20 protein-coding genes are annotated in these 25,074 nt (G+C 71.6%); 5 read left to right on the plus strand and 15 right to left on the minus strand.

Annotated features, from left to right (window positions below; genetic code table 11):
• Window positions 1-58: 58 nt before the first annotated feature.
• Window positions 59-1,177: an SDR family oxidoreductase gene (locus tag ACZ7NC_RS11085; protein ID WP_471486945.1), complete on the minus strand. Its 1,119-nt coding sequence runs from the start codon at window positions 1,175-1,177 to the stop codon at window positions 59-61.
• Window positions 1,178-1,369: 192 nt separating this feature from the next.
• Between ACZ7NC_RS11085 and ACZ7NC_RS11090 the strand changes: the two genes are divergently transcribed.
• Together ACZ7NC_RS11090 and ACZ7NC_RS11095 are read left to right on the plus strand one after the other, a co-directional pair.
• Window positions 1,370-2,818, plus strand: coding sequence for a zinc-dependent metalloprotease (locus ACZ7NC_RS11090; protein ID WP_471486947.1), 1,449 nt, complete (start codon window positions 1,370-1,372; stop codon window positions 2,816-2,818).
• Window positions 2,815-3,330 carry an NUDIX hydrolase gene (locus tag ACZ7NC_RS11095; protein ID WP_471486948.1) on the plus strand — a complete coding sequence of 172 codons (516 nt, stop codon included), beginning with the start codon at window positions 2,815-2,817 and terminating at the stop codon, window positions 3,328-3,330. Before ACZ7NC_RS11090 ends, ACZ7NC_RS11095 begins: the two co-directional genes overlap by 4 nt.
• Before the next feature lie 97 nt (window positions 3,331-3,427).
• Here ACZ7NC_RS11095 and ACZ7NC_RS11100 read toward each other — a convergent pair whose 3' ends face one another.
• The 4 genes from ACZ7NC_RS11100 to ACZ7NC_RS11115 form a co-directional block, all read right to left on the minus strand.
• Window positions 3,428-4,183 carry an AIM24 family protein gene (locus tag ACZ7NC_RS11100; RefSeq protein ID WP_471486949.1) on the minus strand — a complete coding sequence of 252 codons (756 nt, stop codon included), beginning with the start codon at window positions 4,181-4,183 and terminating at the stop codon, window positions 3,428-3,430.
• Window positions 4,184-4,202: 19 nt separating this feature from the next.
• A complete protein-coding gene (locus tag ACZ7NC_RS11105; RefSeq protein ID WP_471486950.1) occupies window positions 4,203-4,883 on the minus strand; it encodes an AIM24 family protein in 681 nt (226 codons plus the stop codon).
• 11 nt (window positions 4,884-4,894) lie between these two features.
• Window positions 4,895-6,637: a TerD family protein gene (locus ACZ7NC_RS11110; protein WP_471486952.1), complete on the minus strand. Its 1,743-nt coding sequence runs from the start codon at window positions 6,635-6,637 to the stop codon at window positions 4,895-4,897.
• 176 nt (window positions 6,638-6,813) lie between these two features.
• Window positions 6,814-7,410 carry a M48 metallopeptidase family protein gene (locus ACZ7NC_RS11115; protein ID WP_471486953.1) on the minus strand — a complete coding sequence of 199 codons (597 nt, stop codon included), beginning with the start codon at window positions 7,408-7,410 and terminating at the stop codon, window positions 6,814-6,816.
• A gap of 367 nt (window positions 7,411-7,777) precedes the next feature.
• Here ACZ7NC_RS11115 and ACZ7NC_RS11120 point away from each other — a divergent pair, with 367 nt between their 5' ends.
• Both ACZ7NC_RS11120 and ACZ7NC_RS11125 read left to right on the plus strand, forming a co-directional pair.
• On the plus strand, window positions 7,778-8,932 hold the full coding sequence (locus ACZ7NC_RS11120) for a TOMM precursor leader peptide-binding protein (protein ID WP_471486955.1): 1,155 nt from the start codon (window positions 7,778-7,780) through the stop codon (window positions 8,930-8,932).
• Entirely contained in the window at window positions 8,925-10,295 is a 1,371-nt protein-coding gene (locus tag ACZ7NC_RS11125) for an ABC1 kinase family protein (RefSeq protein WP_471486956.1), read from the plus strand. Before ACZ7NC_RS11120 ends, ACZ7NC_RS11125 begins: the two co-directional genes overlap by 8 nt.
• 89 nt (window positions 10,296-10,384) lie before the next feature.
• On the opposite strand, the gene ACZ7NC_RS11130 is transcribed toward ACZ7NC_RS11125, so the two are convergent.
• The 5 genes from ACZ7NC_RS11130 to ACZ7NC_RS11150 all read right to left on the minus strand — a co-directional run bounded on the left by ACZ7NC_RS11130 (window position 10,385) and on the right by ACZ7NC_RS11150 (window position 14,283).
• Complete coding sequence (locus ACZ7NC_RS11130; protein WP_471486958.1) at window positions 10,385-10,594, minus strand: hypothetical protein; 210 nt, start codon at window positions 10,592-10,594, stop codon at window positions 10,385-10,387.
• A gap of 137 nt (window positions 10,595-10,731) precedes the next feature.
• On the minus strand, window positions 10,732-11,055 hold the full coding sequence (locus tag ACZ7NC_RS11135) for a hypothetical protein (protein ID WP_471486960.1): 324 nt from the start codon (window positions 11,053-11,055) through the stop codon (window positions 10,732-10,734).
• Window positions 11,052-11,420 (minus strand): WhiB family transcriptional regulator, encoded by a 369-nt coding sequence (locus tag ACZ7NC_RS11140; protein WP_451157206.1) that lies wholly within the window; start codon window positions 11,418-11,420, stop codon window positions 11,052-11,054. Before ACZ7NC_RS11140 ends, ACZ7NC_RS11135 begins: the two co-directional genes overlap by 4 nt.
• Before the next feature lie 175 nt (window positions 11,421-11,595).
• Complete coding sequence (locus ACZ7NC_RS11145; RefSeq protein ID WP_471486962.1) at window positions 11,596-11,922, minus strand: hypothetical protein; 327 nt, start codon at window positions 11,920-11,922, stop codon at window positions 11,596-11,598.
• 165 nt (window positions 11,923-12,087) lie between these two features.
• The gene (locus ACZ7NC_RS11150; RefSeq protein ID WP_471486964.1) at window positions 12,088-14,283 is read right to left on the minus strand and encodes an ATP-dependent DNA helicase UvrD2; all 2,196 of its coding nucleotides are present in this window, start codon (window positions 14,281-14,283) and stop codon (window positions 12,088-12,090) included.
• A gap of 198 nt (window positions 14,284-14,481) precedes the next feature.
• Here ACZ7NC_RS11150 and ACZ7NC_RS11155 point away from each other — a divergent pair, with 198 nt between their 5' ends.
• The gene (locus tag ACZ7NC_RS11155) at window positions 14,482-14,724 is read left to right on the plus strand and encodes a mycoredoxin (protein WP_471486966.1); all 243 of its coding nucleotides are present in this window, start codon (window positions 14,482-14,484) and stop codon (window positions 14,722-14,724) included.
• Between the two features lie 153 nt (window positions 14,725-14,877).
• Here the strand turns inward: ACZ7NC_RS11155 and nudC are convergent, their stop codons facing one another.
• The 5 genes from nudC to ACZ7NC_RS11180 all read right to left on the minus strand — a co-directional run bounded on the left by nudC (window position 14,878) and on the right by ACZ7NC_RS11180 (window position 25,057).
• A complete protein-coding gene (gene nudC / locus ACZ7NC_RS11160) occupies window positions 14,878-15,822 on the minus strand; it encodes an NAD(+) diphosphatase (RefSeq protein WP_471486968.1) in 945 nt (314 codons plus the stop codon).
• A 156-nt stretch (window positions 15,823-15,978) separates the two neighbouring features.
• Window positions 15,979-17,382: a dipeptidase gene (locus ACZ7NC_RS11165; RefSeq protein ID WP_471486969.1), complete on the minus strand. Its 1,404-nt coding sequence runs from the start codon at window positions 17,380-17,382 to the stop codon at window positions 15,979-15,981.
• 10 nt (window positions 17,383-17,392) lie between these two features.
• Window positions 17,393-20,914 (minus strand): ATP-dependent helicase, encoded by a 3,522-nt coding sequence (locus tag ACZ7NC_RS11170; protein ID WP_471486971.1) that lies wholly within the window; start codon window positions 20,912-20,914, stop codon window positions 17,393-17,395.
• A gap of 114 nt (window positions 20,915-21,028) precedes the next feature.
• On the minus strand, window positions 21,029-24,394 hold the full coding sequence (locus ACZ7NC_RS11175) for an ATP-dependent helicase (protein ID WP_471486973.1): 3,366 nt from the start codon (window positions 24,392-24,394) through the stop codon (window positions 21,029-21,031).
• A gap of 255 nt (window positions 24,395-24,649) precedes the next feature.
• Complete coding sequence (locus tag ACZ7NC_RS11180; RefSeq protein ID WP_471486975.1) at window positions 24,650-25,057, minus strand: MGMT family protein; 408 nt, start codon at window positions 25,055-25,057, stop codon at window positions 24,650-24,652.
• Window positions 25,058-25,074: the final 17 nt, after the last annotated feature.

Genomic DNA, 25,074 nt, shown 5'->3' on the forward strand with positions numbered 1-25,074 from the left:
GGCACACGCGCGTGCGGCTTTGGAGCCTCCTACAGCCCCGCGGAGAACGCTCGCGTACTCAGATCCGCCGCCGGGCCTTCCGCGCCCGCCGCACCACCGCCGCCGCGCCCAGCAGGGCCACCGTCGCTCCCGCCGCCCCGGCCGCCGTCGCGTCCTTGCGGCCGAGCCGCCGGCCGGCCACCGTGTGCCTGCCGGAGACCTCCTCCAGCAGCTCCGCCAGCACTTCCTCGTTGGTCCACTGCGGCCGCCAGCCCGCGTCATGGAGGCGGCTCCCGCTGACCACCCACGGATACATCGTGTAGGCCAGGTCGCCGGCCGGGGAGGGCGTCAGTCCGATGCGGTGCAGCCGGGCCGCCGCTCCCAGCGCGACCGCCGAGGGCAGCTCCATGCGCCGGATCCCGCTGAGCTCCTCGACCTCCTCCTGCTCCAGCCAGCCGTCGCAGCCGACGGTGAGTTCCCCGTCGACCTTCTCCAGGACGGCGTACTCCAGGGCGCTGCACAGGTCCTCGACATGACAGAACTGCCAGGCGGGCCGCGAACCGGCGACGACGAGCAGCCGGGGCGACTCGAAGTACCTGGTCAGCGCGGTGTCGGTGCCGCCGACCAGGACCGCGGGCCGCACCACGGTGACATTGAGTCCCGGGTGGGCCCGGGGTGCCCTGCGCGCGAGGCGTTCGATCTCCAGCAGGTCGCCGACGCCGGTGGCCTCCGCCGTCGCGCGCAGTTCCGCGTCCTCGGACAGCGGCAGCTCGTTGTCCGGGAGCGCGCCGTAGACCATCGCCGAGGTGCACAGCACCACACGGTGGATCCCGGCCGCCGCCGCGGCCGTCAGCACGGTCTGCGTCCCCCGAACGTTGTATGCCGTCCGCGCGGCCGGATCCGTCTCCAGATCCAGGTCGAGCGCCAGGTGCACGACCACGTCGGCGCCGCGCAGCTTCTCCGCGATGGCCGGATCCCGCACGTCCAGGATGTGCCACTGTGCCGCCGCGCAGTCACCGCGCCGCTCGTCGATGGCGATGACCTGCTTGACCTCGTCGGACGCGACGAGCCGCTCGGTGAGCAGCGCGCCGATCCCGGACGCGGCGCCGGTCACCGCGACGACTGGGCCGCGCACGCCGCGCGCGGGAGGGGTTGACTGGTTTCGCGCTGCGCGAACCTGCGGATCAGGGGAACTCACCGGGCGTCTCCAGCGGTTGTCTTCAGTACGAACGCGAGCGACGCGTACGTACCAGGTGGCATCCATCCTGCCGCAGGCCGAGAGTCGGCGAAGCACCGAGGCCCGATCGGCTCGCGGTGTCTACGCTGGGTGGTGTTATCGGGCAGTCGTGCCGCCGGCGCCAGCCGGTGGCCTTAACAGCCGAGGAATCCCGTGAGTGACACCCCATTCGGATTCGGCCTTCCGCCGGAGGAGCCGGACGACGGCGACGAGGGCAAGAAGAAGGACCAGCAGAGCGGTGGTGGTCAGGGCCCGGCCAACCCGTTCGGTTTCGGCGGGCTGCCCGGAGCCGGGGGCTTTGGTGGCCCCGGCGCGGACAATCCGTTCGCTGCCATGTTCGGTTCGCTGAACCCCACCGACCTGGGCGCCGCGTTCCAGCAGCTCGGGCAGATGCTCTCCTACGAGGGCGGCCCGGTGAACTGGGACATGGCCAAGCAGATCGCCCGCCAGACCGTCTCCCAGGGCACCGCGGACGGCACGAAGGACGCGAGCGTTGGCCCCGCGGAGCGCACCGCCGTGCAGGAGGCCGTCCGCCTGGCCGACCTGTGGCTGGACGACGCGACGTCGCTGCCGTCCGGCGCGGGCACCGCCGTGGCGTGGAGTCGCGCGGAGTGGGTCGAGGCGACCCTGCCCGCGTGGCAGGAGCTCGTCGATCCGGTCGCCGAGCGCGTCGGCACCGCCATGGGCGATGTGCTGCCGGAGGAGATGCAGGCCATGGCCGGCCCGCTGATCGGCATGATGCGCTCGATGGGCGGCGCCATGTTCGGCACGCAGATCGGGCAGGCCGTGGGTGTGCTCGCGGGCGAGGTCGTCGGCTCCACCGACATCGGCCTGCCGCTCGGCCCGGCCGGCAAGGCCGCGCTGCTGCCGATCAACATCGAGACGTTCGGCAAGGACCTGAGCGTGCCGCAGGAGGAGGTGCGGCTGTATCTCGCCCTGCGCGAGGCCGCCCACCAGCGCCTCTTCGCGCATGTGCCGTGGCTGCGCTCGCACCTGTTCGGCGCGGTCGACGGCTACGCGCGCGGGATCAAGGTCGACACGGCCAAGCTGGAGGACGTCGTCGGCCAGTTCGACCCGCAGAACCCCGAGCAGTTGCAGGACGCTCTCCAGCAGGGCATGTTCCAGCCGGAGGACACCCCGGAGCAGAAGGCGGCTCTGGCCCGTCTGGAGACGGCTCTGGCGCTCGTCGAGGGCTGGGTCGACGCGGTGGTCCACGCGGCCGCGAAGCCGCGTCTGTCATCCGCGGACGCGCTGCGGGAGACCCTGCGCCGCCGTCGTGCCTCGGGCGGCCCGGCGGAGCAGACGTTCGCCACGCTGATCGGCCTTGAGCTGCGTCCGCGCCGCCTGCGTGACGCCTCCCGCCTGTGGGCCTCGCTCACGGACGCGCGCGGTGTCGACGGCCGGGACGCGCTGTGGGCCCACCCGGACATGCTGCCGACGGCCACCGACCTGGACGACCCGGACGGCTTCGTGCACCGCGAGCAGATCGACTTCTCCGAGCTGGACAAGATGCTCGGCGAAGCAGCGGGCGGCACGGGGAAGCCGAACCTGAAGAAGGACGACTCCCCCGAGGGCGACCCCAAGGGCGACGACACCGAGTGAGCCTGTACGACGACACGGTCCTCGTGCTGAAGGGATACGAGGGCCAGGACGAGCTGCGCCGCACGTACCTGGAGCACTTGGAGACTCACCCGGACGGCATGTGGAAGGCCTGCGGCGACGGGCACATCACGGCGAGCGCGCTGGTGGTCGACCCGTCGCGCGGGCGGGTGCTGCTGACGCTCCACAAGAAGATGCGCATGTGGCTGCAGATGGGCGGCCACTGCGAACCGGCCGACGAGACGCTGGCGGCGGCCGCCCTGCGTGAGGGGGTCGAGGAGTCGGGCATCGCGGGGCTGGCCCTGCTGCCCGGCGGCCCGGTGCGCCTGGACCGCCATCACACGCCGTGCGCCTGGCACCTCGACGTCCAGTACGCGGCGCTCGCCCCGGCAGGCGCCGTGGAGGCGATCAGCGACGAGTCGCTCGACCTGCGCTGGTTCGCCTACGGCGAGGTGGCGGACGTGGCCGACGAGTCGGTCGTACGACTGCTCAAGGCGACGCGCGCGAGGCTGTGACCGCGTGACGCCGGTCTGGGCCGCCGCAAGCCAGGCTGTGAACGTGTAAGGGGCGACCGCCCATAGTGGTCGCCCCTTACGTTTGCCTTCCGGACGGTCAGCTCCAGACGTTGCCCTGGTTCTGCCCTCGCGCCCCCTGCTGCCCCATGCCGTACTGCGCGGCGAGGCCGGAGCCGATCTGGGCGTTCTGCGGCGGCAGCAGCTCACTGGGCTGGACGAGCGCGAAGCCGGCGCCCATGAAGCTGAGCTCCCAGCCCTCGCCGGTGTTTCCGCGGCGCCGCCACACCCCGGACGAGTGCGTCTGCGCCTGCATCTGCACGCGAAGCGAGGTCGACCAGGCGACGATCGCGTCGGCGTCGCAGTTGACGTACTTGTCGGGCGTCACCTGCATCATCAGCGGCATCCCGGAGGTCATGAGGGCGACCTTGCCGCGGCCGGTGATGTTGAGCTGGTACTTACCGGAGCCGGAGATGCCGTAGAGGCTGTCCACGGCGATGACCTCGTGGTGCAGCGAGGAGTCCATCGCCAGCACATAGCTGCTGTCGACGGTCAGCCCGTCCTGCTCGACGTCCATGACATGGACGTGCTGCTTGAGGTTGGCGAGGTAGACCGTGCCCTGTCCGTGACAGCGCATGAGGTCCAGGCCCTCACCGGTGCGCGCACGCGCGCGCCCCTGTTGGTTGCTCTGGTACTCGGCGTCGAACTCGACGAGTCCCTGGTAGGCGACCATCGTGCCCTTGCGGGCGAGGATGTCGTCGTGTCCCTCCAGGCCGACGCGGAGCATCTGCTTGTTCTGCAGGCTCCAACGGTCCTGGGTCTGCTGGTCGTTGTAGGCGAAAATCGGGCTCTGCATGGCGTTCTCGTGCTCCCCCTCAGCCCCGGACCCGGAGGCGGTCGGTACTGTCCTCGCTCGGCTGGACGACGACGATGCCCTGGCCGGAGAAGGCCATCTGGTAGGCCTCACCGCTGCCCCGGCCGATGAGCGACTGCGCCTTGAAGCTGCGCTTGCCCTTCACCTTGAGGTTCGGGGACCAGGCGACGAGCGCGTCCGGGTCGACGTAGGTCTCGTCCTCGCCACCGCCGCAGTCGACGACGATCGGCTTGCCCCGGGAGGTCAGCGCGACCCAGCCCTGCCCGGAGATCTTGGTGTTCCACAGGCCCTGTCCGGCGAACTTCGCCAGGCCCTTGACCCGCTCGACGCCCCACGTCAGATGCGCGTCGAAGGCGAGCAGGTTGGTGGCGTTGACGGAGATGCCGTCGCCGTTGAGGTTGATGACGACGACGTTGGCGCCGTAGTCGGCGAGGTAGAGCAGTCCGTCGCCGGAGCACTTCATCAGGGGCGCGCCCTCGCCGGTCATCCAGTCCTTGGCGATCTGGCGCACGGCCGGCGGGTTGGGCTCGTACTGGACGAAGCCCTCGTAGGCGACCATCGAGCCCACGCGCGCGAAGAGGTCGTTCCCGGTCTGCATGGCGACCTTCAGCATGTGGTTGCCGTGGTTCTCCATGCGGCCGGTGACGGGTGCGGGGGCGAAGCCCGCGAGTGGCTGGTTCATGACGGGCTCCCTCAGATCTCGTACGGCTGGACGACGATGAAGTTGCCGGGAGCGGCCCGGAACTGGAGGTTCACGCTCTCTCCGGTGTCCCCGGGGTAGGCGTTGCGGCGCATCCGTACCTGGCTGGAGACGACCACCTGCGCGGCGGACGACCAGGCGACCACGGCGTTGGCGTCGGCGAACGTCGTGGGTGTGACCGGCAGCACCACGGGCGTGCCGTGCGTCTTCACGACGATCGTGCCGGTGCCGGTGAACTGCATCGTGAACAGCGCGCCACCGGGGATGCCGTGGCCCTCGATGCGGCGGACCTCGTACTGGAGGCTCTCGTCGAAGGCGAGGACGTTCTCGGCGGAGACGCAGATGCCGTCGCCCTGGAGCTCGATGGGGTGCAGCATCGTGGAGTTCTCGGCGAGGAACACCTGGCCCTGGCCGGTGCAGCGCATCAGCTGCATCTCCTGGCCGGTCGCGTTGCCCACGATCCGGCCGGCGAAGCCGGCGCCCTTGTAGCTGAAGTCGACCTTGCCCTGGTAGAGCACCATGCTGCCCTGCCGGGCCAGCACGGGCTGACCGCCGATGCCGAGGTCGACCCGGACCATCTTCTTGTTCTGCTGCGTCCAGCGCTGACCGGTGGGCGTCTCCTTGAACTGCTGGAGCGCAGCGGCCACGCCGGGCCCCTGAGACGCGCCTTGCGGGGCGCCCTGGGGGGCTCCGTAGGGCGCCTGCTGTCCCGGGACCTGGCCGTAGGGCGGCTGCTGACCGTAGCCCGGGGGCGGGGTCGGCTGGCCGTAACCGGGGGGCGGGGGCGGGGCCTGCGGCGCCGAGGGCGCCTGGGGGTAGCCGTAGCCGGGAGGCGGCGGCGCCGAGGGCTGGCCGTACGGCTGCTGCCCCGGCTGGCCGTACGGCTGCGGCTGGCCGGGCTGACCGTAGGGCGCGGGCGCCGGGGCGGGCGGCGGCGGGGCGCCCCCGGGCGGCGTCATGGGCGCGATGATGGTCGGCTGCGCGTGCACCGAGGGCGCCGGGCTGGGCGGCGGCGGCGTGGATCCCGGCGGGGGCGCGAAACCCTGTGCCGCCGGGGCGGGCGCGGGCGCCGGAGCGGGCGGCTGCGGGGCAGGAGCGGGAGCGCCGGCCGGGGCGCCGAACGCGGGCGGGGCGGCGGCCTGGGCGGGCGGCGCAAAGTTGGGAGTCGCACCGGCCTGGGGCTGCTGCGGGGCGGCGGGCGTCTCCTCCTCGGCGACCTCGCCGCCGAAGTTCTTCAGCAGCGCGTCGAGGCCACCGTCGAAGCCCTGTCCGACGGCGGCGAACCGCCAGACGTCCTTCAGGTAGAAGTCGCCCAGCATCACGGCGCGTTCGGTGGAGAACTCCGAGCCGTTGAAGGCGTAGCGGGCCACCTCCTCGCCACCGGCGACGATGCGGATGTATCCGGGGCTGATCTGCGACATCTGTCCGGCGCCGTCGATCGTCGCCGTGAAGGACAGCTTCTGGATCTGCGGGGGGATCCTGTCGAGCGTGACCCGGAAGGACTCCGTGTCACCGGCCTGGGTGCCGAGGAGCTGGATGGACTCCTCGGGGGACTTCGGCTGGTTGAAGAAGACGAAATAGCGGTCGTCCGAGAGCCGTTCGTCGGCGTCGAGACCGAAGCAGCTGATGTCGAAGCTCAGCCCTGGGGCGGCGATCTGTACCCCTACGTACAGATCCGTGCCCGCGGTGAGGTCACTGATCTTGGCCTTGTGGCCGCGTTGGAATTCCCTGGCCATGCGTAACGACCGTCCCCCATCCCGAATGTAAGTGCGTCGCGTCAGGCTAACGGCAAACTCGGACATCGGACGAAGCCGGTACAGACCCGGTACACAACCCACGCCCGGCCGAACCGCAAGCCCGGCCTCCGTGATGCCTCAGAGGGCGGACGGGTGCTGCCTCGCAGCCCTCGGGCTCATTCGCCGCGCGCGCTCGGCAGATGCGGCAACCGCTCGGCGGCGACCACGCCTTCGAGGTAGCCCTTCGCCCGCTCGGTGCGGGGATACGCCTCCAGCAACCGCCAGAAACGGGGCCCGTGCCCGGGCACCAGGAGATGCGCGAGTTCGTGCAGGAGGACGTAGTCGACGACGTACTCGGGCATGCCCTGCAACCGGTGCGACAGCCGGATGCTGCCCTCGGCCGGGGTGCACGAACCCCAGCGGGTGTTCTGGTTGGTGACCCAGCGCACCGAGTTGGGCCGCGCACGGCCCTCCAGATACTGGCCCGACAGCCGCTCGGCCCGCTCCGCCAGCTCCGCGTCGCCGATGACCCGTTTGCTCTCCTGGGCGGCCAGCTTGTCCAGCATGACGTTCACCCAGCGCTGCTCCTCGGCCTCGGACATCCGGGCGGGGATGAGCACGACGGTGCGATCGCCCTCGCGGTACGCCGAGACCGTCCGGCGGCGCCGGGCGCTCCTGCGGACCTCGATCGCGCTCGCCCCCGAGCCGCTCGGCGGCGGGCTCGTCGTACTGCGCTGTGGCGTTCCGGCGCGGTGCAGTGGGTCGGCGGACACGCCCCGACGTTACCCGCTGCACATGATGGAAGTCCCGACTCCGGGACGGTTCGATCCCGATCCCCCACCATGCGTTTGATTTGTACGAAGAATATCCACCGCCTGTGGACAACTTTCGGCACCGCACGCCGCGTCAGTGCATGCTGACAGTCACCGGCGGAGCTTCGACCGAGCCCACCGGCACACGGGGATGTTCCACGACGGCTACGGGGGCCCGCTCATGTATGCGACAGATTCGGCGGTTTCAGGCAATTCAGCAGCTTCGGTGACACCGTTGCCGCCCACGGTCCCATCGACTCCGCGCGCTCCTCTGCTCAAGCCCGCACTGAAGCGCGGCTGGCGCGACCTCAACACCGTGCAATTCGGGATGACTCCGACACACGCCCTGACGCTGGGTCCGATGGACACGGCTACGGGCAGTTTCCTCGACCTGCTCAACGGCACCCGCGGACTGGAGCTGTTGCGCGAGGAGGGCCGCCGCATGGATCTGCCGGACGGTCATGTCGACAGACTGGTCCGGCGACTGGCAGGGGCCGGCCTTCTGGACGACGCGAAGGGAGGCGGCCCGGCGGGCGACGCCCTGCGACGCAAGAAAGACGTCCTGGACCGCCTGCGCCCCGATCTGGCCTCGCTGTCCTTGATCACCTCCGAACCGGACGAGGCGATGAACCGCCTGACCGCCCGCCGCTCACTGCGCGTGCAGGTGAGGGGCGCCGGCCGGGTGGGCGCGATGGTGGCGTCACTACTGTCGGCCGCCGGCGTCGGCGAGGTCGACGTGCGTGATGTCGGCCGGGTCGAACCGTGGGACGTGGCGCCGGGCGGGCTGCCCGCGGAGACCATCGGCGACCGCAGGGACGAGGCCGCACGCCGGGCCGCACGCCGCTGCGCACCCGACCGCCCACCGCGCCGCGGACCCCACTCACCTCCCGGAGAGGAAAGTGCCGGCCGCTCTCTGGTGATCATCGCTCCCCGGGACGACGTCGCCGTGCACGCCCCTTCTCCATCCGCCGCCGAACCCTTGATCTCTTCCGGCACGCCCCACCTGTACGCCGGCGTCGTGGAGGGAACCGGCGTGGTCGGCCCGCTCGTCCTGCCCGGCGAGACCAGCTGCGCCGGCTGCCTGCACGAGGGGCGCAGCGACCGCGACCCGGCCTGGCCCCGGCTGGTGGCCCAGTGGCACTCGGGCTCGGGAAGGACACGCGAGGTCCGGCCCTGCGATCTCACACTGGCCACCACGGTCGCCGGACTGGCGGCCGCCCACGCCCTGGCCTTTCTGGACGGCCGGATTCCGTCGAGCGCGGGTGCACGCTGGGAAGTAGGCCTACCCGGCCTGACCTGGCATGCCCGGCCGGTGTGGGCACATCCGGCATGCTCGTGCGGCGCCGCGGAGAAAGGTGAGGGAGAACACCCCTCCGAGGACGAGGAGTCGCACGAGACAATGGCGGAGCAACGGCCGCCGAAGGAGTCACGCCGCGAGGCAGACGCGGAGCGGCCGGCTGGGACCTGGAGGGCGAATGTCTGATCTTCCTCGCAAGGCGGTCACCCGTACCGCCAAGCTCGCCGCGCTTCCGCTCGGCTTCGCCGGACGGGCGACCTGGGGACTCGGCAAGCGGATCGTCGGCGAGTCCGCGGAGCTCGTCGGCCGCGAACTGCAGCAGCGCACCGCGGAGCAGATGTTCAAGGTGCTCGGCGAGCTCAAGGGCGGCGCCATGAAGTTCGGCCAGGCCCTGTCCGTCTTCGAATCGGCCCTGCCCGAAGAGATCGCCGGCCCCTACCGCGCGGCACTCACCAAGCTCCAGGAGGCGGCGCCGCCGATGCCGACGCGCACCGTGCACTCGGTGCTGGCGGAGCGGCTGGGCGAGGACTGGCGCGACCTGTTCCTGGAGTTCGAGGACAAGCCGTCCGCGGCTGCCTCGATCGGCCAGGTGCATCGCGGGGTGTGGCACGACGGCCGTGAGGTGGCCGTCAAGGTGCAGTACCCGGGGGCCGGCGAGGCCCTGCTGTCCGACCTGAACCAATTGAGCCGCTTCGCCCGACTTCTGGGTCCGTTGATCCCCGGCATGGACATCAAGCCGCTGATCACGGAGCTCAAGGACCGGGTCTCCGAGGAACTGGACTACGGCCTGGAGGCGCAGGCCCAGCAGGCCCACGCGGAGGAGTTCACGGACGACCCGGACGTCGTCGTGCCGGCGGTGGTCCATCAGCGCGAGCAGGTCCTGGTCACCGAGTGGATCGACGGCATCCCGCTCTCGGAGGTGATCTCCGACGGCACCCAGGAACAGCGCGATCGCGCCGGCCAGCTCCTGGCCCGCTTCCTCTTCTCCGGCCCTGCCCGCACCGGCCTCCTGCACGCGGACCCACACCCGGGCAACTTCCGCCTCCTGCCGGGCGACCCGAAGGGCGAGGAAGACTGGCGACTGGGCGTCCTGGACTTCGGCACGGTCGACCGTCTCCCGGGCGGCCTGCCGGGCCCGATCGGCGGCTCCCTGCGCATGACTCTGGACGGCGACGCGGAATCCGTCTACGAACTCCTTTGCGCCGAGGGCTTCGTCAAGGAATCGATCGACCTGGACCCCGACGCCGTCCTCGACTACCTCCTGCCGATCATCGAACCTGCCCAGGTGGAGGAGTTCACGTTCACCCGCGGCTGGATGCGCAGCCAGGCCGCCCGCGTGGCCGACCCCCGCTCCCCCGCCTACCAACTGGGCAAACAGCTCAACCTGCCCCCGGCCTACCTCCTCATTCACCGGGTCACTCTGAGCACGATCGGAGTGCTGTGCCAGCTGGGCGCGACGGTACGCCTACGCGAGGAACTGGAGGAATGGCTTCCGGGCTTCGTACCGGACGAGCCGACCGAGGAGGAGGGGTCGGCGGCGGAGGCGTGAGCTGACGCTGCGTGCGCGGACGCGTCGAGGGGGGTGGGGCGGGGGGAGGGGGAGGGGAGGGGGGAAGCCCCCCAGAGGAACAGCAGCCCCTACCACCAGGCCGAGTCCAACCGTCCCTCGATCGCCCTGAGGTTCTCGCGGGAGCAGGTGTCGCAGATGTAGTGGCGTGCGCCGTTCTCCACGGAGCAGGTCCAAGTGGGCTGCGGGGCCTGGGCCTGGGTGCCGCAGCGGGCGCACACCAGGGGTTCGGGCTCTGCGGCGCAGCCGCCGTTGTCACTGCCTCCGGAAAGACTCGTCACTCGGCGACGATACCGCCGCCGCTCACCGATCGGCGGCACAACGCACCGCGGGGGCCGGTCCGTTCGAACGGACCGGCCCCCGCTGCTGTGTACGGCCCCTCCCGGGGCCGGAGGCAATCGCCTGACGGTGAGGTCGGTTACTGCATGACCGCCATGGCGAGCGCACGGCGAGCGCGGAGCGAGGCGCGCTCGGCCCTGCGCTGCATCCGGCGGGCGGTCGCCAGGCGCACGGCCCGGCGTTCCCGCTCCGCCGTGTGCTGTCGCTCGTGCATATGCGCACGTGCCAGGGCTTCTTGGATGAGTTGCATCTCTCGGTTCCTGTTCTGACGCGAGTCGTTCGCGCCACTGGTGGTGAAGTCTTCAGGCGCGGAGCCTGCGAGTTCGTGGGTGGACGGCTTCATCGGGGCCTGCTTCTGGGGGTCGTGCGTGAAGGGACGGTCGATCGTGCCTGCGGTGTTCATGCCGTGACCGGGTTCTTGCGCGGGCGACCACGCGGCCGCTTCCGGGCGACGACAACACCCTGGACGAACAGCTCGCCACCCCAGACGCCCCAGGGCTCACGCCGCTCCTTGGCGCCGGCGAGGCAAGCCTCGACCAACGGGCAGGTGCGGCAGAGGGACTTGGCGTACTCGACGTCCGCCGGCGACTCGGCGAAGAAGACCTCCGGGTCGTAGGAACGGCAGGGGACGGGTACACCGAGGTTCTCGATGGCGTCGTCGAGCGCGGTGAGCGCAGTGAGGGGGGTCAAGGTGGAGTCCTCCGTGAGGCCGGGCTTGGGGATCGCGTCTGAGGGCGGTACGGACGGGGCGTGCGCTTCGAGTTGCACGGTTCGTCTTCCTCGTCTTTTCGTTCCGGTCCTGTGGGACCGGGTGGCGGTTGGTACCGGGTTTTTCCTTGTCCCGAGGCCCCTTCGCTCCGTCATCCCCGTTGGAGGACAAACAGAAGGGCCGCGGATCCCGGATGGGGTTCCGCGGCCCTGAAGGCGCCGGCCTGATCGACTGTCAGGCTGGATCACTCCAGGGTTCTGGCCCACGGAAGGCCCACATCTGGTGGTGCTGCGTCGTCTGCTTCCGGAATCCGGCACCGGTCGCCGTAAAGGCATAGGCCTGCGCCTTCGCCGTTACTGCCGCTTCCAGTGCCTTGGTCGGTCGCTCATTGCGCTCACGAACGGGAAGGCCCGCGAGAGACACGGAGGACGCCGGACGGACGGCACGGATGCCGGACAGACCGGTGCCCTGGTTCGAGGCGTCGAGCATGCACAGGGAGGCGACGACCGAGCGATCGGTCATTTTGACGCTGCTGATGGTGCTGGTGTTGATGCTGATCACTGGACTCGCCTCCTCTCGGCGTCTCGGGGGACTGGGGTGAGCCAGTCCTACGGGTATGCAAGTAGAACACGGAATTGGGGCCTCCGAGAAGGCCTCCGTTCCCGTGGCTAAGAACCTATGGGGATCGCTGGGGCATGCGCAAACTATTTTTTCGACGAGTTCGTATCATTCCCCGTCGGCGCCCTCCTCAAGCTCTTGGCCTGCGCAGATGGCAAGTACATCGGCTCCGTAGCGGTCGAGCTTTCGCTTGAGGACGCCGGGGATGCGGGACAGCTCAACCGGACTGCTTGGCTCCGCCTCGGCGATGGCCATCAGCGTCCGGTCCGTGAAGACACAGAACTCCGGCTGCCCGCTGAGCCGTGCCTGGACCCCGCGCCATTCGCGGAGCCGTTCGTAGAGGCCCTCGTCCATGTCGGAGGGGCAGTCCTCGCAGCGCATCAGCTTCATCTCACCGGCGTCGGTGAGCGTGCGCCCGCAGACGCGGCAGCGGGCCGGGATGCGCTGGGTCCGCCGTGGGGCGGCTTCCGGTCTGCTGGTGAAGCCTCGCTCGACGCCTCCGGGACCACCGGCGGCGGCCCGTCCTGCGGCGGCGGTCGAGCCGGGGCGCAGTCCGTCGAGGAAGCGGCTGGGCCGGCGGTGGGGGCGGCCGCCGGGTGCGCGGGTGAGTGCCCAGGAGACATGGAGGTGCTGCCGGGCGCGGGTGACGCCTACGTAGAGGAGGCGGCGTTCCTCTTCGATCTGCTCGTCGGTCTTTGCGTAGGTGATCGGCATCATGCCTTCGGCGACGCCGACCAGGAAGACGACGTCCCACTCCAGGCCTTTGGCCGAGTGCAGGGAGGCGAGGGTGACGCCCTGGACGGTGGGGGCGTGCTGGGCGTTCGCGCGTTCGTCGAGTTCCGCGACGAGGTCGGCGAGGGTGGCGCCGGGTTTGGCGGCGGTGAAGTCCTGGGCGAGGTTCACGAGGGCCGCCAGTGACTCCCAGCGCTCTCTGACGGCGCCGGAGCCTGCGGGTGGCTGGGTCGTCCAGCCCTCCCCCGACAGGACGGCTCGGACCTGGGAGGGCAGGTCGACGGCGTCGTCGAGGAGGGAGTCGTTGCCGCCGAAGCGGGCCGCGCCGCGCAGGGCGATTCCCGCCTTGCGTACCTCGGGGCGGTCGAAGAACCGCTCGGCGCCGCGCAGCTGGTAGGGGATGCCCGCGTCGGCGAGGGCCTGCTCGTAGGTCTCGGACTGGGAGTTCGTTCGGAACAGGATGGCGATCTCGCTGGCTGGGAAGCCGGAGTCCATGAGTTCGCGGATGCGGCGGGCGGCGCCCTCGGCCTCGGCGGGCTCGTCGGTGTGCTCGGTGTAGACGGGTTCGGGGCCCGGTTCGCGCTGGGAGATCAGTTCCAGGCGGTGGTCGGCGGCGCGGCCTTTGGCCTGGGCGAGCAGGCCGTTGGCGAGGTGGACGACCTGGGGGGTGGAGCGGTAGTCGCGGACCAGTTTGACGACGGTGGCGCCGGGGTGGCGGGTGCGGAAGTCGAGGAGGTGGTCGGGGGTTGCTCCGGTGAACGAGTAGATCGTCTGGCTGGCGTCGCCGACCACGCACAGGTTGTCCCGGTCGCCGAGCCAGAGTTCCAGTAGGCGCTGCTGGAGCGGGCTGACGTCCTGGTACTCGTCGACCACGAAGTGCTGGTACTGGGAGCGGACCTGGTCGGCGATGTCGTGCCGGTCCTGGAGGACGGCGACGGTGAGCAGCAGGACGTCCTCGAAGTCGATGACCGAGCGGTTTCGCTTGAGGTCCTCGTAGACGTTGTAGATCTGGGCGATCTCGGCCGGGTCGCGGGGGGCGTCGCGGCCTGCTTTGGCGGAGGCGAGCGGATAGTCGGCGGGGACGGTCTGGGTGACCTTGGACCATTCGATCTCGGCGGTGACGTCCCGCAGTTCGTTCCGGTCGAGGCGGATGCGGCAGGCGGCGGCCGCGTCGGCGACGAGCTGGATCTTGCGGTCGACGATGCGGGGCATGGCGCCGCCGATCGCTTTCGGCCAGAAGTACTGGAGCTGGCGCAGGGCGGCCGAGTGGAACGTACGGGCCTGGACTCCGGCGGCGCCGAGCTGGCGGAGTCGGCCGCGCATCTCTCCGGCGGCGCGGTTGGTGAAGGTGACGGCGAGCACGGTGGAGGGCTGGAGGATGCCGGCGCGCACTCCGTAGGCGATGCGGTGGGTGATCGCCCGGGTCTTGCCGGTGCCGGCGCCCGCGAGTACGCACACCGGTCCGTGCAGGGCGGTGGCCACCTCGCGCTGCTCGGGGTCGAGCCCTGCGAGCACCGCGTCGGCCGAGTCCGGTGCCTGCGGGAAGAGGGTGGAGTGCGTTGCTGCTGTCACACGGCCATGCTGCCAGGTCGCCGGAGGCGGCTGTGCCGGTTGTCCACAGGCAGGCACTGATAGTCGTACTAATGCGGCAGGTGTCACGTGGGGGGGCATACCCCGGGTGGGAATGGCGTCCCGGTCGTGTGTGTTCTGTCTCTGGACGACCTGTTCCCCGAGCCATCTTCCCGAGGCATCTTAAGGAGCGCGCGAGACATGCAGGGCACTGTGACGATGTACAGCACCACCTGGTGCGGCTACTGCCAGCGGCTGAAGAAGCAGCTGGACCGCGAGGGCATCGCGTACACCGAGATCAACATCGAGCAGGACCCCGAGTCCGCGGTGTTCGTCGAGAAGGCGAATGGCGGAAACCAGACGGTCCCGACCGTGCTCTTCGCCGACGGTTCGACGCTGACGAACCCGTCGCTGGCGCAGGTCAAGCAGAAGGTCGGCGCGTAACCGCGCCACGAGTGCGGTTCTCGTAAGGCGGTCCCTGAGGCGCTTCAGGGACCGCCTTCTTTCGTGCGCGCTTTCTTTTGTGCCTTGTTTCGTGCCTTGTTTCGTGCGGCCGGTGTTTCTCTCCTGCTCACGGCGCATCCGGCGCTGGAAGCGTCAGACGAAGCTCCTCGTCGGCAGGGGCTTGCCGTACCAGAGTTCGATCAGGCGGGCCGCGATCGAGATGCCGTACGGCGGCAGGACCTCGCCGGAGTCGAAGGCGGCGCGCAGTTCCTCGCGGGAGAACCAGCGGGCCTCGTGGATCTCGTCGCCGTCGACGTCGATCTCGGTGGAGGTGGCGCGGGCCATGAAGCCCAGCATGAGGCTGGACGGGAAGGGCCAGGGCTGGCTGGCGACGTACTCGACCTGGCCGACGGTGATGCCGGCCTCTTCGTAGACCTCGCGGCGCACTGCCTGCTCGATGGATTCGCCCGGCTCGACGAAGCCGGCGAGCGTCGAGAAGCGGCCCTCGGGCCAGTGGACCTGGCGGCCGAGGAGGATGCGGTCGTCCTCGTCGGTGACGGCCATGATCACCGCGGGGTCGGTGCGCGGGTAGTGCTCGGCGCCGCAGGCGGGGCAGCGGCGGATGTGGCCGGCCGCGGCGATCACGGTGCGCTCGCCGCAGCGCGAGCAGAAGCGGTGGGTGCGCTGCCAGTTCTCCAGGCCGACGGCGTGCACCATCAGGCCGATGTCGCGCGGTGAGAGCAGCAGGCCCGCCTCGCGCAGGCCGGCGGCGCGCGCGGACTGGTCGATGCGGCCGGGCAGGGCGTCCTTCTGCAGCGCGAAGTAGCTGACGCCGTCCTCGTCGATGCCGAGGAAGTAGCGGTGCGCCTCGGTGAGCGGGGCCTCGAAGGAGGGGGTCATGACGAGTTCGGTGCGCCCGTCCGCCGTCTCGTCTATGAGGACCTGGCCGCCGGAGACCACGAAGCAGCGGGTCGTGGGGTGGCTCCATGCCGCCGCGAGCCAGGCCTCGTCGAGCCGGTGGTGTGCTGCGCGGTCGATGCCGCTCGGGGCGGTGAGCGAGATGGGTCGGTCGGCGGTGTGGTCGGTCCAGGTGGTCACGGGTGCTTCCAACTCCCCCAGTGGAACGGTGTGCTTCGGCGGGTGGATCGGCGGGACGTGGGACGGGAGGCGACCTGGTGCGGCAGGGCTGGGCGGTGCGGGGCGGCGTCTCCAGTGTGCCCCGCGCGCGATGGCCCTCCCGACGGCCTGGGTGTCTCAGGGCGCATGGCGCCAGTTCGCGGCCAGGTCGCCCCACAGGTAGGCGGTGGTCTCGACGCCCTTGAGGAGCAGGTCCAGCTCGACCTTCTCGTTCGGGGCGTGCCAGCCGTCGGAGGGGACGGAGATGCCGAGGAAGAGCACGGGTGCGCCGAGGACGTCCTGGAGGTCGGCGGCGGGTCCCGAGCCGCCCTCGCGTGTGAAGCGGACGGGGCCCTCGAAGGCGCGGCTCATGGCGCGTACGACGGACTGCAGGGCGGGGTGGTCCAGTGGCGTCAGACACGGGCGCGTGGCGCCGCTGAAGGTGATCTCGCAGTGGATCCCGGCGGGCACCTGGTCGGCGGCCCAGGCGCGGACGGCCTTCTCGATGTGGTCGGGGTCCTGTCCGGCGACCAGCCGGAAGGACAGCTTCACCATGGCGCTGGACGGGATGATCGTCTTGCTGCCGGGGCCCTGGTAGCCGCCTCCGATGCCGTTGACCTCGGCTGTGGGGCGGGCCCAGATGCGCTCCAGGGTGGTGTGACCGGCCTCGCCGTGGGTGGCGTGGGACTTGGCGGTGCGCAGCCACCGCTCCTCGTCGAAGGGCAGCTCGGCGAAGAGTTCGCGTTCGCGCTCGGTCAGTTCTACGACGCCGTCGTAGAAGCCGGGGATCGCCACGCGCGCGTGCTCGTCGTGCAGGGCGGCGACCAGGCGGGCGGCCGCGGTCGCCGGGTTGGGGACCGCGCCGCCGAAGGAGCCGGAGTGGATGTCCTGGTCGGGGCCCTGCAGCCGGATCTCGCACTCGGCGAGGCCGCGCATGCCGGTGCACACGGTGGGGGTGTCCTCGGACCACATGCCGGTGTCGGACACGATCACGGCGTCGGCCGCGAGCCGCTCCGCCTGCGCCTCGACGAGCGTGCGGAAGTGCGGGGAGCCGGATTCCTCCTCGCCCTCGATCAGCAGCTTCAGGTGGATGGCCGGCGTGGTGCGGCCGGTGGTGGCGAGGTGGGTGCGGACGCCGAGTGTGTGGAAGAACACCTGGCCCTTGTCGTCGGCCGCCCCGCGCGCATGGAGCCGGCCGTCGCGGACGACGGGCTCGAAGGGCTCGCTGTCCCAGCCGTCCTCGCGGGCGGCGGGCTGCACGTCATGGTGGCCGTAGACGAGGATCGTGGGTGCCTCGGGGTCGTCGGAGGGCCACTCTGCGAAGGCGGCGGGCGCGCCTTGCGTGGGCCAGACCTCGACGGTCGGGAAGCCGGTCTCCCTGAGCTTGGCGGCGAGCCAGTCGGCGCTGCGGCGTACGTCGGGCGCGTGGTCGGGCTGGGCCGACACGGACGGGATGCGCAGCCACTCGGCGAGGTCGTCGAGGAAGGCGGCGCGATGCTGCTCGATGTACTGGCGGACAGCGCTGTCCGGGGTCTGGCTCATGGTCACGAGCCTATCGGCCCGCACCGACATCCCGGTTGGGCGGTTCCTCACAGTTCACCTCGGCGACCGGCTCGTCGGTCAGCAGCCGCTCCAGTGCCGTCCGGTCCGGCAGATCGTCCGGGCGTACGACCTCGCCGCTGCGGACGTACAGGAACGCGGCGTCCACCGACTCCAGGGGTACGCCCTGCTGCTCGGCCCAGGCGAGCCGGTACAGGGCGAGCTGGAGCGGGTCGGCGGTACGGGTGCGGTTGGTCTTCCAGTCCACGATCTCGTACGTGGCCTCCTCGCCGTCGCCTCTCTTGTAGACGGCGTCGATACGGCCCCGTACGACGCGGCCGGCGATCGAGAGCTGGAAGGGGGCCTCGACCCGGTACGGCGTGCGGTGCGCGTACGCGGTGCGTTCGAAGGCGTCCTTGAGGGCCTCCAGGTCGTGCTCGTCGGCGATCTCGGCCTCGCTGCCGGGCAGGTCGTCCGGCTCCAGCAGGGGCAGCGTCAGCTCTTCGAAGCGGGCTTCCACCCAGGCGTGGAATCGGGTGCCTCGGCGTGCGGCGGGTTGTGGGGGGCGCGGCATGGGGCGCGCGAGTTCCTGCGCGAATCCGTCCGGGTCGGCGGCCAGCCGCAGCAGCTGGGACGCGGTGAGCGACGCGGGCAGGGGTACGTCGGTGACGCTCGCGCGAGCGCGCAGAAGTTCCCCGGTGAGCGCGTCGAGGTCGCGGTCCCAGGAGGAGATGGTGCGGGCCTCCTCGGGGGTGAGGGGTTCCGGTTCGGCGGGGTGGGGGCGGGCGGGTGGTTCGGCGGGGGGTTCCGGGGATGTCGCCTGGTGCGGGATGGACGGGCGGTCGGTGGTCCAGGTCTCCCAGTCGTCGGGGTCCCCCTCGGGCACACGGTCGCCTTCGAAGGGGTCGCCCTCCTCGGGGAGGTCGTCGACGAACGGTTCGTCGTCGTCCGGCGGCGGAGGCCATTCCGGGTCGTCGTAAGTGTCCGGGTCGTGCGTCGCGGCGGGGTGAGCGTCCTCGTGGGAGCTGAGGTTCTCCAGGTGGGCGAGGTGGGCCAGCACGGTCTCGGCGGCCGCGCGCCGCCGGGCGAGGGCGGCCTCGTCCAGGGGTAGGGGCCATACCTCGTCGGCGTTCTCCCGGTGCAGGGCCGGGTTCTCCTCGTCCTCGGCCGGTTCGTCGGCCCAGACCTCGATCTCGCCGTGCCCGGCCGCGCAGTGGTCGTACAGGGCGTGCAGGAAGTCGGAGGGGCCGCGCGGTTTCTTCTGGCTGGGGCCCCACCAGTGGCCGGAACCGAGGAGCAGGGAGCGTGGGCGGGTGAAGGTGACGTAGCCGAGGCGGAGTTCCTCGGTGTGCTGGTGGTCCTTCATGGCCTCCTGGAAGGCCTTCAGGCCGCGCGAGTCCCAGGATGCGACGTCGGGGAGCGTGTCGGCGTCACCGCGCAGTTCGTGCGGGAGGACTTTGGCCTGGGCGGTCCACTTCTCGCGGCCCTGGGTGCTGGGGAAGGTGCCGGTGACCAGGCCGGGGACGGCGACCACGTCCCACTCCAGGCCCTTGGACTTGTGCGCGGTGAGCACCTTGACGGTGTTCTCGCCGCCGGGGAGGGCGTTGTCGAGACCCTTCTCGTACTGGGCGGCGGTACGCAGGAAGCCGAGGAAGGCGAGCAGGGACGCCTCGTTGTCGCCGGCGGCGAACGAGGCGGCGATGTCGAGGAAGTTGGACAGGGTCTCGCGGCGGCGGGCGGCCAGCGCGTGCGGGGAGGCCGACAGCTCCACTTCCAGGCCGGTGACGGCGAGGACGCGGTGGAGGACGTCCATCAGCGGGTCGGACAGAGAGCGGCGCAGGTCGCGCAGTTCGGTGGCCAGGCGTGCGAACCGTACGCGCGCGTCGGGCGAGAAGGGCAGGCCGTCGTCGTCCCCGTCGCCGTCGAGCGGCGTCTCCAGGAACGTGTCGAGGGCGTCCGCGAGCGAGATCACCTCGGCCGGGTCGACTCCTTCGACGGCCTCGGCGAGCCGGCGGTCCGGGTCGTCGCCGCCCTCCACGCGCGCGTGGGACACCAGAAGCCGTGCGCGGCGTCCCAGCAGGGCGAGGTCGCGCGGGCCGATGCGCCAGCGCGGGCCGGTGAGCAGCCGGACCAGGGAGGCGTTGGCGCCCGGGTCCTGGAGGACCTCGCAGACCGCGACCAGGTCGGCGACCTCCGGCAGATGCAGCAGCCCGGACAGGCCGACCACCTCGACGGGGATGTCCCTGGCGACGAGCGCGCCCTGGATCTCGGCGAAGTCGGTCGCCGTGCGGCACAGGACGGCGATCTCGCCGGGCGCGGTCCCCGTGTGCACGAGATGGGCGATGGAGTCGGCGATCCAGTCCATCTCCTCGGCGTGCGTGGGCAGCAGTGCGCAGCGCACCGTGCCGTCGTGCTCGGCTCCGGGGGCCGGGCGGAGGGCCTCCACGCCCGCGTGCATGGCGCGCAGGGGCTCGGCGAGGCCATTGGCGAGGTCGAGGAGGCGGCCGCCGCTGCGGCGGTTCTCGCTGAGCGCCTGGCGGGTGGCGGGGCGGCCCCCGGTGTGGGCGAAGTGGTCGGGGAAGTCGTCGAGGTTGGCGACGGAGGCGCCGCGCCAACCGTAGATCGCCTGGCAGGGGTCGCCGACGGCGGTGACGGGGTGGCCGGTGCCCTCGCCGAACAGGCCTGCCAGGAGGACGCGTTGGGCGACGGACGTGTCCTGGTACTCGTCCAGGAGGACCACGCGGAACTCGTCGCGCAGGATGCGGCCCACCTCGGGGATCCGGGCGAGTTGCGCCGAGAGGGCGATCTGGTCGCCGAAGTCGAGGAGGTCGCGCTCGCGTTTGGCGGCGCGGTAGCGGACCACGAGTTCGGCGAGTTCGCGGCGGGCCGCCGCCGCCTCGGGGACCTTGCGCAGGTCGGCGTTGGTGAGCTTGGCGCCCTGGAGGGTGCGCAGCAGTTCGGCGTCGTGCGCGCGCAGGGCCTCGGGCCGTACGAGATGCTCGGCGAGTTCGGCGTCGAGGTTGAGCAGGTCGCTGACGAGGTCGGCGAAGGAGCGGGTGAGGGCCGGGTAGGGGCCGGGGGCTTCGCGCAGCACGCGCGCGGCGAGTTGGTAGCGGGTGGCGTCGGCGAGGAGGCGGGACGTCGGTTCGAGGCCGATGCGCAGGCCGTGGTCGGTCAGCAGGCGGCCCGCGAAGGCGTGGTAGGTGGAGATCACCGGCTCGCCCGGCGGGTTGTCCGGGTCGATTACGTCGGGGTCGGTGACGCCGGCCTTGACGAGCGCCTTGCGGACGCGCTCGGCGAGTTCACCGGCGGCCTTGTTGGTGAAGGTCAGGCCGAGGACCTGTTCGGGGGCGACCTGGCCGGTGCCGACCAGCCACACCACGCGGGCCGCCATCACCGTCGTCTTGCCCGACCCGGCTCCGGCCACGATCACCTGCGGGGCGGGCGGCGCGGTGATGCACGCCGTCTGCTCCGGAGTGAACGGGATGCCGAGGAGCTCTTTGAGCTGCTCGGGATCGGTGATACGGGCGGACATATCGGAGAGGCTAGCGGCGGGCACTGACAGTGGATGCCGGACAACCTCCCGGGGCGGGAGAAGAGCAGGTCAGCACAAGTGGTGTGATCCATCACTCCGGATGCTGACGCTGTGTCACTCGACCACGTGCCGCCCCTCGGGCCGCGCACTGCACGACGCCCGGAACGCGCAGTGTGTGCAGTGTTGTCCCGCACTGGGGGTGAATCGCTCGTCGAGGACCTTGCCCGCGGCCGTGGCCAGCAGTTCGCCGACCCACTCCCCCTCCGGCCCTTCCAGAGGCTCCTGCCCCTGCACCTTGGGGAGCGTCTCGCCGCCATCGCGCTTGGCGGCGCCCTGGCGGAGCTGGACGAGTTCGGCACCGCCCGGCTCAGGGTGCACGCCGTCGAAGACCTCGTCGACGGCGCCCTCTCGGACGGCGAGCTGATAGACGGCGAGCTGCGGATGGCGGGCCACCTCGGCCGCGCTCGGTGTCTGCTTGCCGGTCTTGAAGTCGACGACGTAGGCGCGTCCTTCGCCGTCGGCCTCGACGCGGTCCATCTGGCCGCGGATGCGCACCTCGAAGTCGCCGGCCCCCAGGGTCACGTCGAAGTCGTGCTCGCTCGCCACCGGAGTACGCCCCGCGCGGTCCATCACGTGCCACTTCAGGAAGCGTTCGAGCGCCACGCGCGCGTTGCCCTTCTCCTGCGCGGACTTCCACGGCGCGTCGAAGGCCAGCGCGTTCCACACGGAGTCCAGGCGCTCCATGAGGACGGCGAGGTCGGCCGGGGTGTGTCCGGAGGCGACCTCGTCGGCGAGGACGTGCACCACGTTGCCGAAGCCCTGGGCGGCGGTGGCGGGCGCGTCCGCCTTCACCTCGCGGCCGAGGAACCACTGCAGGGCGCATGTGTTGGCGAGCTGGTCCAGGGCGCTTCCGGACAGCACGACGGGCTGGTCGCGGTTGCGCAGCGGCACCTTGGACTCGGTCGGCTCGAACATGCCCCACCAGCGGTAGGGGTGCGCGGCGGGGACCAGCGGTCGGCCGTCCTCGTCGGCGAGCGCGGCGAGCCGGGCCAGTCGGCGGGCGGCGGCCTGCCTGAGCGTGTCCGACACACGTGGGTCGACCGTCGTCGCCCTCAGTTCGGCGACGAGCGCGGCGACGGACAGCGGGCGGCGCGGGCGCCCCGTGACGTCCTTCGGCTCCACGCCGAGTTCGGTCAGGAAGCGGGAGGGCTGGTCGCCGTCGTCGGCCGGGGCCTTCACGGCCGTCACGACGAGGCGTTCACGCGCGCGTGTGGCGGCGACGTAGAACAGGCGGCGCTCCTCCGCCAGCAGCGCTCCCGGGGTGAGCGGTTCGGCGAGTCCGTCGCGGCCGATGCGGTCGGCCTCCAGCAGGGAGCCGCGGCGCCGCAGGTCGGGCCACAGGCCCTCCTGGACACCGGCGACGACGACCAGGCGCCACTCCAGGCCCTTGGAGCGGTGCGCGGTCATCAGGCGCACCGCGTCGGGGCGTACGGCACGTCGCGTGAGGGTGTCGGCGGCGATGTCCTCGGCCTCGATCTCCTCCAGGAAGTTCAGGGCGCCCCGGCCGCCGGTGCGCTCCTCCGCGCGGGCCGCCGTCGCGAACAGTGCGCATACGGCGTCCAGATCGCGGTCGGCGTTGCGTCCGGCGGCGCCGCCGCGGCGGGCGGTCCGCTCCAGGCGCGCGGGCCACGGTGTGCCCTCCCACAGGTCCCACAGCGCCTCCTCGGCCGTACCGCCGCCCGCGAGGCGCTCACGGGCCTTGCGCAGCAGCGCGCCGAGTCGCTGGGCGCCACGCGCGTACGTGGGGTCGTGCACCGCCAGCCGCTCCGGCTCGGCCAGCGCCCTCGCGAGCAGGTCGTCCGAGGGCGGCGGCAAGGCGTTGCCCGCGGCCCGCTCCTCCTCGCGCAGGGCCCGCCCGAGGCGGCGGAGGTCGGCTGCGTCCATGCCGGCGAGGGGGGAGGCGAGCAGGGTGAGGGCGGTCTCGGTGTCGAGCCACGCCGGCTCGGGCCCCTCCAGCACCTCAGGCCCCTCCGAGCCCTCCGACTCCGGTTCCTCGGCAGCAGCCCCCTCCTCGGGACGTACCGAAGCCTCCGCCGCGGCCACCGCCCGCAGCGCCGTCAGCAGCGGTGCCACTGCCGGTTCATGCCGCAATGGCAGATCGTCGCCGTCGATGTCCAGCGGCACTCCGGCGGACGTCAGCGCCCGGCGCACCGTCGGGATCGTGCGCGATCCCGCACGCACGAGGACGGCCATCTCGCCCCAGGGCACGCCGTCCTCCAGGTGCGCCCTGCGCAGGATGTCGGCGATGTTGTCCAGCTCGGTGCCGGACGTCGGATACGTGAAGACCTCGACGCGGCCGCCCTCGCGGACCGGGGCGAGCTCTCGGTGGGCGCGTACTTTCTCCGCCGGCAGCCGGGTGAGCGGCATGCGCTGGGTCAGCAGCCGGGTCGCGGCCAGCAGGACGGCGCCGGAGCGGCGGGAGGTGCGCAGGACCTCGACGGGCGCGGGACGGCCGTCCGCGCGCGGGAAGACGTGCGGGAACTCCAGGATGCCGTTGACGTCGGCGCCCCGGAACGCGTAGATCGACTGGTCGGGGTCACCGAAGGCGACCAGGGTGCGCCCGCCGCCGGCGAGGGCGCGCAGCAGCCGTACCTGCGCCGGATCGGTGTCCTGGTACTCGTCGACGTACACGGCGTCGTACCGCGCGGCGAGCCGCTCGGCGGCCTCGGGGTGGCGGGCGAGGAGCACCGCGCGGTGCACCAGTTCGGCGTAGTCGAGCACGCCCTGCATGTCGAGCACGTCGAGGTACTCGGCGAGGAAGGACGCCGCGGCGCGCCAGTCGGGGCGGCCGATACTGCGGGCGAAGGCGTCCAGGGCGTCGGGACCGAGGCCGAGCTCGCGGCTGCGGGCGAGGACCGCGCGGACCTCGTCGGCGAAGCCGCGGGTGGTCAGACAGGCGCGCAGGTCGTCCGGCCACCGCACATGGGCGAGTCCGAGCCGCTCCAGGTCCGGCTGGCCCGCGAGCAGCTCGCGTACGGTCACGTCCTGCTCGGGGCCGGACAGCAGCCGTAGCGGCTCCACGAACAGGTCGCTGTCCTGGTGGGCGCGGATCAGGGCGTAGCAGAACGAGTGGAACGTGGTCGCCTGGGGCGCGCGGGCCGCCCCCATGCGCAGCGCCATGCGGTCGCGCAGCTCCACCGCGGCCTTGCGGCTGAACGTCAACACCAGGATGCGTTCGGGGTCCCCGCCGCGGGCGACGCGCGCCGCCACCGACTCGACGAGCGTGGTGGTCTTTCCGGTGCCAGGGCCCGCGAGGACGAGCAACGGTCCGGTCTCGTGCTCAACCACGACGCGCTGTGCGACGTCCACACGAGGGGGAGCCACTCGGACCGCAGGAGTACGCACCAGCCGGTAAGCGCCACGGGTCCCCTGTCGCACCTGGGGGTGCGACAGTCGCCTGGTGGAGGAAGAGGAGCTCACGTGGTTCGCCGGTCCTGGGGTGTGCTGGTGGGTCGCCCCTCGCGTGTGGAGGGCGGTGGCCGCGGGGTGAGGGGGACACGTGCAGCCGACGCTACGCCGAGGGTTGGCACGGAAGCAGGGCTTCCGGTTCATCCCTCGGGGCACTCGTGCCACGTGTGTCCCTCGACTCACGAACGTACGTCATGCCACGGATGTGCCCTGTTTCCCCCGTACGGATCACAGGTCACACAGCGGGCCGTCCGATGCCGGAAGCTGTCAGGTGTGACCCTGTGCGCGTTCGCCGCCGTCCCACCGCGCCCGCTTCATGTCGAGGCGCGGCAGGTGGCCCTCGGCGGCCCTGCTCGCCTCCTTCAGAGGTGTGCCCTCCGTGCGGTACCGCTCCAGCGCTCTCAGCTCGTGGCCGGGCAGCAGGGCGCCGTCCGAGCGGACCACCCGCCACCATGGGACGGCGCCCCCGTAGAGGGCCATCACGCGGCCGACCTGCCGGGGACCGCCCTCCTCCAGCCACTCGGCGACGTCCCCGTACGTCATGACGCGCCCCGCCGGGATCAGCTCGGCGACCTCGAGGACCCGCTCGGCGTATTCCGGCAGCGCGTCCGGGTACTCCGGACGGGCGTCGTCGTAGGGCGGACGGGCGTCGTCGGAAAGGCTCTCCTCACTCATCCGTCCCATCCTGCCCC

Source organism: Streptomyces sp. NPDC111802, from assembly GCF_055634335.1.